We start from the raw sequence: 6,933 nt of genomic DNA, 5'->3' as shown, positions 1-6,933 counted from the left end.
GTGTGGACGGGATAAGTGCTGAAAGCATCTAAGCATGAAGCCCCCCTCAAGATGAGATTTCCCATTACGCAAGTAAGTAAGATCCCTTGAAGATGACGAGGTAGATAGGTTCGAGGTGGAAGTGCGGCGACGCATGGAGCTGACGAATACTAATCGATCGAGGACTTAATCAAGATTAACAATGGCACGGTATGCCGTTACTTTACAGAGATTATCCAGTTTTGAAGGAACAATTTTGTTCCATATAGTCTGGTGGCAATAGCGAAGAGGTCACACCCGTTCCCATCCCGAACACGGCCGTTAAGCTCTTCAGCGCCGATGGTAGTTGGGGGTTTCCCCCTGTGAGAGCAGGACGCCGCCAGGCAAGCAGAGAGAACAGCGGAAGCTGTTCTTTTACTTTGGAATTATATTCCACTAAACAGAATATGATTTAAGGAAAAGCTATAAAGAAAAGGTAAGGTGCTACAGCAAGCACCGCCTTTTATATAGATAAACACCGTCTGAATAAAATTCAGGCGGTGTTTTTGTATTTAAATTTCTATTGCCTGTTTTAGAATTGTGAAATTAAGTCTTCTTATTTAGTTAAGTAAGGATACCTTTCCTTTCTGTTTTAAACGAGATCGGCAGGCTGCTGAAGACTCGTATGGATGTTTTCCCAAAAGAGCAGCGTAATATTGAGGTAGCTCGTAACTTTTTGAATGGGATGTTGTTAGGTAGAGTGTATGAGCAGGAATCATATCAAGGAATTTTTGATCAAGGTAGAGTAGATGATGGAGAACAGCCGAATTTGGTTTTTACGCCGTAACAGCAATGAAGCACAAATAAATAATATACGTGGAGCGGCTGATTCTTTATCAGTCGTTTGTTTTTATTCTAAAAAGTAAATTAAGGACGTTTAGTGGTCAAATGTGCTGTAGGTATGTGTCCAGGCATGGCGGCTTCACTCATTAAGTGGTAAGGGTAAGCATCTAGAGTCCCGCAAACAAGACCCGCTGTGCCTCTTCACAATGGAGGCTGCAGCAGGTAGGTTGCATGTATGGCGCTAAATGTTTACTATGAACGGCAGAAAACACTGTACAAATATGATTTTAAGGTTTGCTGTCCAGAAGGTTGTTCTTCCATTCAAGAAGGAGAATTGCTTTGGTCAGCATCTTTATTGTCATATTTGTTGAAAAAATCAATCCGTTCTGTAATGCGTGGATGCGATCCGGTAATAAAGTGGATGATGGCCGGTTCATAGCCGGTTGATTTCGCATTTTTCGTCAGTTTTTGAAAAGCACTAATGGTCGCTTCTTTGTCTGCTGTTGTCTCCATCGCATAGCGGTCCGATTCCATTTCATACAGGCGGCTTTGAAAGTTGCCAATCGGAGAAGCCAGAAAGGACATAAGGCTGAAGGAGACCATAAGAAGCGGCAGGACGGCGATATCATGCGGATCTTTAATTCCCCACCGATACCCCCACTTTTTACGCAGCCAGTTAAATAAAAAGAAGGTGGCCAAGGCGGTAAAGAAACCAACGATAATTTGCAGCACGAGCCCTTTATAAATATGGTTCATTTTATAATGGGCGATCTCATGTGCCATCACAACTTTGATTTCCTCGATGGTCAGCTCGTTAATCGCCGTATCGCCGAGCACAATCTGCATGTTGCTGCCGAAGCCATTGACAAAGGCGTTAATCGCATTGGTTTGCTTGGACATATTCATTTCTAAAATTTTTGCGTCCCCAATACCGGCTTCATCGGCCAATTGCTGGATTTCCGCTTTGACTTTTTGGTTTTCCAGCGGTTTATAGTCATTGAACAGAGGCGCAATAAATACGGGCGCAATAAACATCAAGAGGATTGTCAGCGGCAGGGACGCCGTCCAGGCAGCAAGCCACCATTTTTTCGGGAATTTTCTAATCGCGAAAAAAAGCAGCCAGATGAGCGGAATGCCCATGACAAGGTCCAAGCCGAAGCTGATGCCGAGATCACCAAGCCAGGAAGCAGCGGACTGGCTCGACAGGCCATAATTTCGCGACAGCTGATAAAAAAAGAAATCAAGCGGCAAATACAAGAGCGTCAAGAGGGCACTGAAAAAGAAATAATAATAGCCGGTCTGCCAAAATGATTTGCGAAAGCGTGCAGCTGCCCGGTCACGCAGTTTCACTGAAATCATCATGAAACACAGCACGACCACTACATCAAGCGGCGTTTGTAAAAAGAACGTAAAATAATCGATTAAATCTAAATGATGTGCTTCCGCTATCTCTTTTTCCGTCATAAACTGTTTCGGGTCTGCGCTTGTGCCGGCATACTCAGCCGGGACGTAACCCGGCTCAAGGTTGAGCAAATACAAGCTGATACCTGCTGCATACAAAAGATAAAAAATAAGAACCCCGAGTAAAAATTTTTTCACTAAGCTCTTCCTTTCAACCTCAAAATAAATGCCAGCCAGTCACGGAGGTGCAGCATGCATTCCGTTCAGTATATTCGTTTCTTTTCATTTTATATGTTAGTTGAAGGCAACGTCTTTAAAAAGAGAGCCGTGCAGAAGACCCTTTCAGCGGGAAGCAAGATGAAAGAATGGCAATGATTTATGTGTTCATCTGCAGGATACAAGAAAGCATCAGCTCTACAGAAAGGATAAGCACGGTATTTTTATCCATGCCCCAAAATAAATAAAAGCGGCATAGTCATGCGGAAACATACTCGTGGTTGATAAACAGAAAATGGAAATGGTGCATAACTGGAAGATAAAATCGAACAAGCGATGGGAAAGGCCAAAGCGTCCTTGGAGTTTCTTAAAAATTGAAAAAAGATGTCAGGGCATCTTACAAACAAGTTGTTTAGAAATGTACTTACTAATAGGATAGGCGTAAGAGAAATACAAGGAAACTGGCTTGAAAATTCATATTTGTTCTACGGGAAGAAGGAAAGAAGATGAGCAATCAAAACTTTTTTAACTTGCCTGAAGTAAACTCAATGCCTCGATTTAGCAATATTCGAACTTTTATGAGACTGCCGTATGAACCAAAAGTTCAAAAACGAGATTTTGTTATACGGGGCGCTCCGTTTGATACCTCTACCAGCAAAACATTACGAATTATAAAAAAGCATGGACACAAAAAGGGGAAGTGCCAATTGTGCTAGGGGGAGCCACTCTGTCAGTTGTTGAGCCGCATGGGCTTTTATTTATGAAGAAAGCACACTTTTTTAAGGTAAATGAATTTCATTACTAATTGAAATAATATTTTACTTATACAAATATTACAATAATTCATATTATTTCAAAAAAACCATTGTTATATCTTTCTGTCATAATTTATAATCAAACATACGTTGTGCATAACAAAAATAAAAAATTAATAGGGGGGATTTTCATGTTTGATCAAATTGTAAATACCATTAACGGATGGTTATGGAGCCCAGTATTGATTGCTTTCATTGTTTTATGCGGTTTGTATTTTAGTTTTCGCACCAGATTCCTGCAAATTCGTCACATAAAAGAAATGGTTAAACTGCTTGCTTCAGGAAAAGGTCCGATGAGGGTGTTTCTTCGTTCCAGGCATTAGCGATGTTTTTATCAGGTCGTATCGGTGTTGGAAATATCACTGGAACCGCAACTGGTATTGCTTTTGGAGGACCAGGTTCTGTATTTTGGATGTGGGTCATTACCTTTGTCGGTGCAGCTTCAGCTTTTGTGGAGTCGACTCTTGCTCAAATCTATAAAGAAAAGCAGGATGGAGAGTATCGAGGAGGTCCAGCGTACTACATAGAAAAAGGACTTGGCTGGAAGTGGTTTGCCGTCGTTTTTGCAGTAGCAACACTACTCGCTATGGCTGTTTTAATGCCAGGAATACAAGCAAATGCAATTGCAGAAGGCGTTCATAACGCTTTTGGTATTGACAAAACAATTACTGGTCTAGTCGTTGTCGCGCTTATTGGTTTTACTATTTTTGGCGGTGTTAAGCGTATTGCTAGAGTGGCAGAATTTGTCGTTCCTTTTATGGCAATCGGTTATCTGTTAATTGCAATTGCAATCGTAGTGATCAATTTCGAAAAAATTCCCGAAGTATTTGGACTTATTTTTAACAGCGCTTTTGGAGCTGAAGAAGTATATGGCGGTATTATTGGATCAGCAGTTATGTGGGGAGTAAAACGCGGTCTTTATGCCAATGAAGCCGGTCAGGGTACTGGTGCTCACCCGGCGGCGGCAGCTGAGGTATCCCACCCAGCGAAGCAAGGACTTGTACAGGCATTTTCCATTTATTTAGATGTATTCTTAGTTGTTACATCGACCGCAATGATGATTTTATTTACAAATCAATACAATGTAATAAATGAAAAAACCGGGGAATTTATAACTGAAAACCTTAAAGGAATTGAACCAGGACCTGGTTTCACTCAAGCTGCCGTTGATACAATACTTCCAGGATTCGGACCAGGATTTATTGCTATTGCCCTTTTCTTCTTTGCCTTCACTACGATTTATGCTTATTACTATATTGCAGAGACAAATCTAGCTTATCTAGTACGTGGCAAACACAGAGCAAAGGCTTTTATTGTGTTAAAACTCATCCTTATAGGTGCTACTTTCTATGGAGCAGTAAAAACGGCAACAACAGCATGGGCAATGGGTGATATCGGACTTGGAATTATGGTTTGGCTGAACTTGATTGCGATTTTACTATTATTTAAACCAGCAAGTATTGCTCTAAAAGATTATGAAGATCAGTTGAAGCAAGGGAAAGACCCAGAATTCAATTCATCTAAGTATGAAATTAAGAATGCTGATTTCTGGAAAAATGGATACAAAAAATCCAAAAAAAATAAGGATGAGAACGTTTCATAAAGTGAAACTTTCATCCGTTTAGAACTTCCGCAAAACTAGGAAAGCACCAGCATTCATCACAGCTGGTGCTTTTTTGGTGCGCCTGCATGGGTGTGATTTCTAAATGACTGTACTAGCGATGTTCCTCCTTGAGCTGTATGCAGGGAAAATCGGCGTTTTTGAGTGGAACACTCCTCATTTGAAACTCATCAAAAAAGTCTGGCTCGGTGCTCTGCTACTGGGTATTCCGCTTGTTGCTTTGTTAGCGGCCCTTATGCTTTCCTGGATTGACGTTGGCATGCAGCAGGAAATGGCTGTCCAGCTAGTGATAAGCCTGAGCGGTGTAACATTGTGCTTTTTTTGCATGAGTTCACTGACACTGCTGCTGCGAAAAGCAAGCTGGCAAAAGTGCCTTCGCCCGCTTGACTATGTCGGGCAGATGGCGTTGACTAATTATCTATAGCAAACCATCATTTGCTCGTTTTTGTTTCTCGTTCTTGATTTTTACGAAGGCGTCAGCTTGACTGCGGGGATACTGCTTTGCCTGGTGATTTATGGCGCAGGGTTATCAATACGCAAAGCAGCTACAATACCTTCTTCGTAAAAGACGTCTTGTGAACGGAGAGAGTGCTAAATTCCATGTTATAAAAGAAGAGCTTCATCTTATGGAACATGATGAAGGCGGTCCGTCAAAAAACAACACGCATTCAAAGTAAACAAGATGGCTACACGAACGAGTGGAATACGTCTCTTGCTGAAATCGAGTGGATGTTCAAGAAAGAATGAACGAAACAAGCAGTATTGGCGGGGGCTTATTTTAAACAATGAATCCATGCTCGGTTTCTGCAATTGTGGTCTCGGTATTATACTTACAGGAATGTATGATGGTGAATTTAGTGATACCCTTCTTATGAGTGCCGTTCTTACCGTTGCTTATGTACTCGGTGATTTATTTGTTTTTCATAGATCTGGCAGTGATTATCGATATAATGCAGATCACATTCATTTCCAGAGAAACTTCACTGCAACCGTTTGTGATGCAATCTTAACTTTCTTTGTAGTTTGGCTTATGGGGGAGGATCACTGTTTATCAATAATGGCGATGTTCTTACAGCTTCTCTTATCTCAGCGATTGCTATTGCCGCCGGTGAGTGGTTCTTCCATAAATATCTTGATAGACATGTGTTTGATGAGAAACGAACTCTCTTCCGCATCAAATAATTTTTAAAGCCGCCCGTCCAGTAATCACTGGCGGTTTTTTTGTATAAGGACTGTTTATTCAAGGTATCTCCGGTAAATCAATAACCGCGTAAGCGCCCGTATTTATGAACGGTTTAGGTGAAAATACAGCCGATCCACCCACGAGCAAAGTGATGAATATGGTACAGGATATTGATCGCTGCGTAGTCTTTATATCTTCCAAACGGCTGTGATTTTAAGCAAAAAAATTTTGCGAATAAGTGACTCGATTATATGAAAAGGAGCTGTGCGAGCCGGTTGACGTCTACAGATCATAGTGTATACAAGACGCATTTACGCTGCTGACTATGCAGGGCATTTGAACAGGCAGACGCCGGATATGAAGCGGAGTCGGAATTTAGCTGGACGTTATAAGGGTACGCTTATAGAACACTTTATTTATATTTACGAAAATAGTCCGCGTATATTTGCGGAAGAAGAGTAAATCATCTAACGTCGGATAGAAGTAGAAAGACAACTTTCGAAAATTCTCTGCTTCAAGCTACAAGTATATGCGCGTATACGTCAGCGAAAAAGTTTCTTACGCGGAGAAAAGGCGCATAAAAGGCGTATAAAAGCTGCAGGAGTATGCCGCAGCAATAATGGCTGCAAGTGCGAAAATTACTGCCTGCTGCGGAGTAAAAATAAACCGCATACAAAAAGCCGCAGAGGGAGCCGCGGCAAAACAAAAATGTACAGATATGAAGCTTTGGGGCCATACATCCGGTTCTTTACCCGCCGCCGCTGTAAAAATATAAACCAAGATTCTACTGTTTTCAACATACTGCCAGAAGAATCTTGCGAACTATGCGGAGTTAAAAGATGCTGAGACAAGCATCAATAGTAACAAAGTAATCAACAAAACTAAAAACACTGCAA

General features: G+C 41.4%; 3 protein-coding genes, 2 rRNA genes and 1 pseudogene. 5 read left to right on the top strand and 1 reads right to left on the bottom strand.

Going from position 1 to position 6,933, the window contains the following annotated elements:
- Both M3221_RS14155 and rrf read left to right on the top strand, forming a co-directional pair.
- Window positions 1–173: ribosomal RNA gene (locus M3221_RS14155) — 23S ribosomal RNA — on the top strand; the annotation flags it as partial.
- Window positions 174–248: 75 nt separating this feature from the next.
- Window positions 249–364: ribosomal RNA gene (gene rrf, locus M3221_RS14150) — 5S ribosomal RNA — on the top strand.
- Window positions 365–1,122: 758 nt separating this feature from the next.
- On the opposite strand, the gene M3221_RS14145 is transcribed toward rrf, so the two are convergent.
- Window positions 1,123–2,400 carry a M48 family metallopeptidase gene (locus tag M3221_RS14145; RefSeq protein ID WP_251272397.1) on the bottom strand — a complete coding sequence of 426 codons (1,278 nt, stop codon included), beginning with the start codon at window positions 2,398–2,400 and terminating at the stop codon, window positions 1,123–1,125.
- Between the two features lie 964 nt (window positions 2,401–3,364).
- Here M3221_RS14145 and M3221_RS14140 point away from each other — a divergent pair.
- The 3 genes and pseudogenes from M3221_RS14140 (at window position 3,365) to M3221_RS26585 (ending at window position 6,043) form a co-directional block, all read left to right on the top strand.
- Window positions 3,365–4,836 (top strand): annotated as a pseudogene (locus tag M3221_RS14140) (alanine/glycine:cation symporter family protein).
- A 103-nt stretch (window positions 4,837–4,939) separates the two neighbouring features.
- The gene (locus tag M3221_RS14135) at window positions 4,940–5,278 is read left to right on the top strand and encodes a DUF418 domain-containing protein (protein WP_251272396.1); all 339 of its coding nucleotides are present in this window, start codon (window positions 4,940–4,942) and stop codon (window positions 5,276–5,278) included.
- Window positions 5,279–5,566: 288 nt separating this feature from the next.
- Window positions 5,567–6,043: a DUF2512 family protein gene (locus M3221_RS26585; RefSeq protein ID WP_472843775.1), complete on the top strand. Its 477-nt coding sequence runs from the start codon at window positions 5,567–5,569 to the stop codon at window positions 6,041–6,043.
- Window positions 6,044–6,933: the final 890 nt, after the last annotated feature.

It is taken from the genome of Domibacillus indicus (assembly GCF_023715895.1).
Taxonomy (GTDB): domain Bacteria; phylum Bacillota; class Bacilli; order Bacillales; family Domibacillaceae; genus Domibacillus; species Domibacillus indicus_A.
This window is presented reverse-complemented; position numbering and strand designations above follow the sequence as displayed.

Excerpts from the sequence above, each read along its gene's own strand:
- M3221_RS14135 (WP_251272396.1), top strand. The coding sequence starts at position 4,940 with ATGACTGTACTAGCGATGTTCCTCCTTGAGCTGTATGCAGGGAAAATC.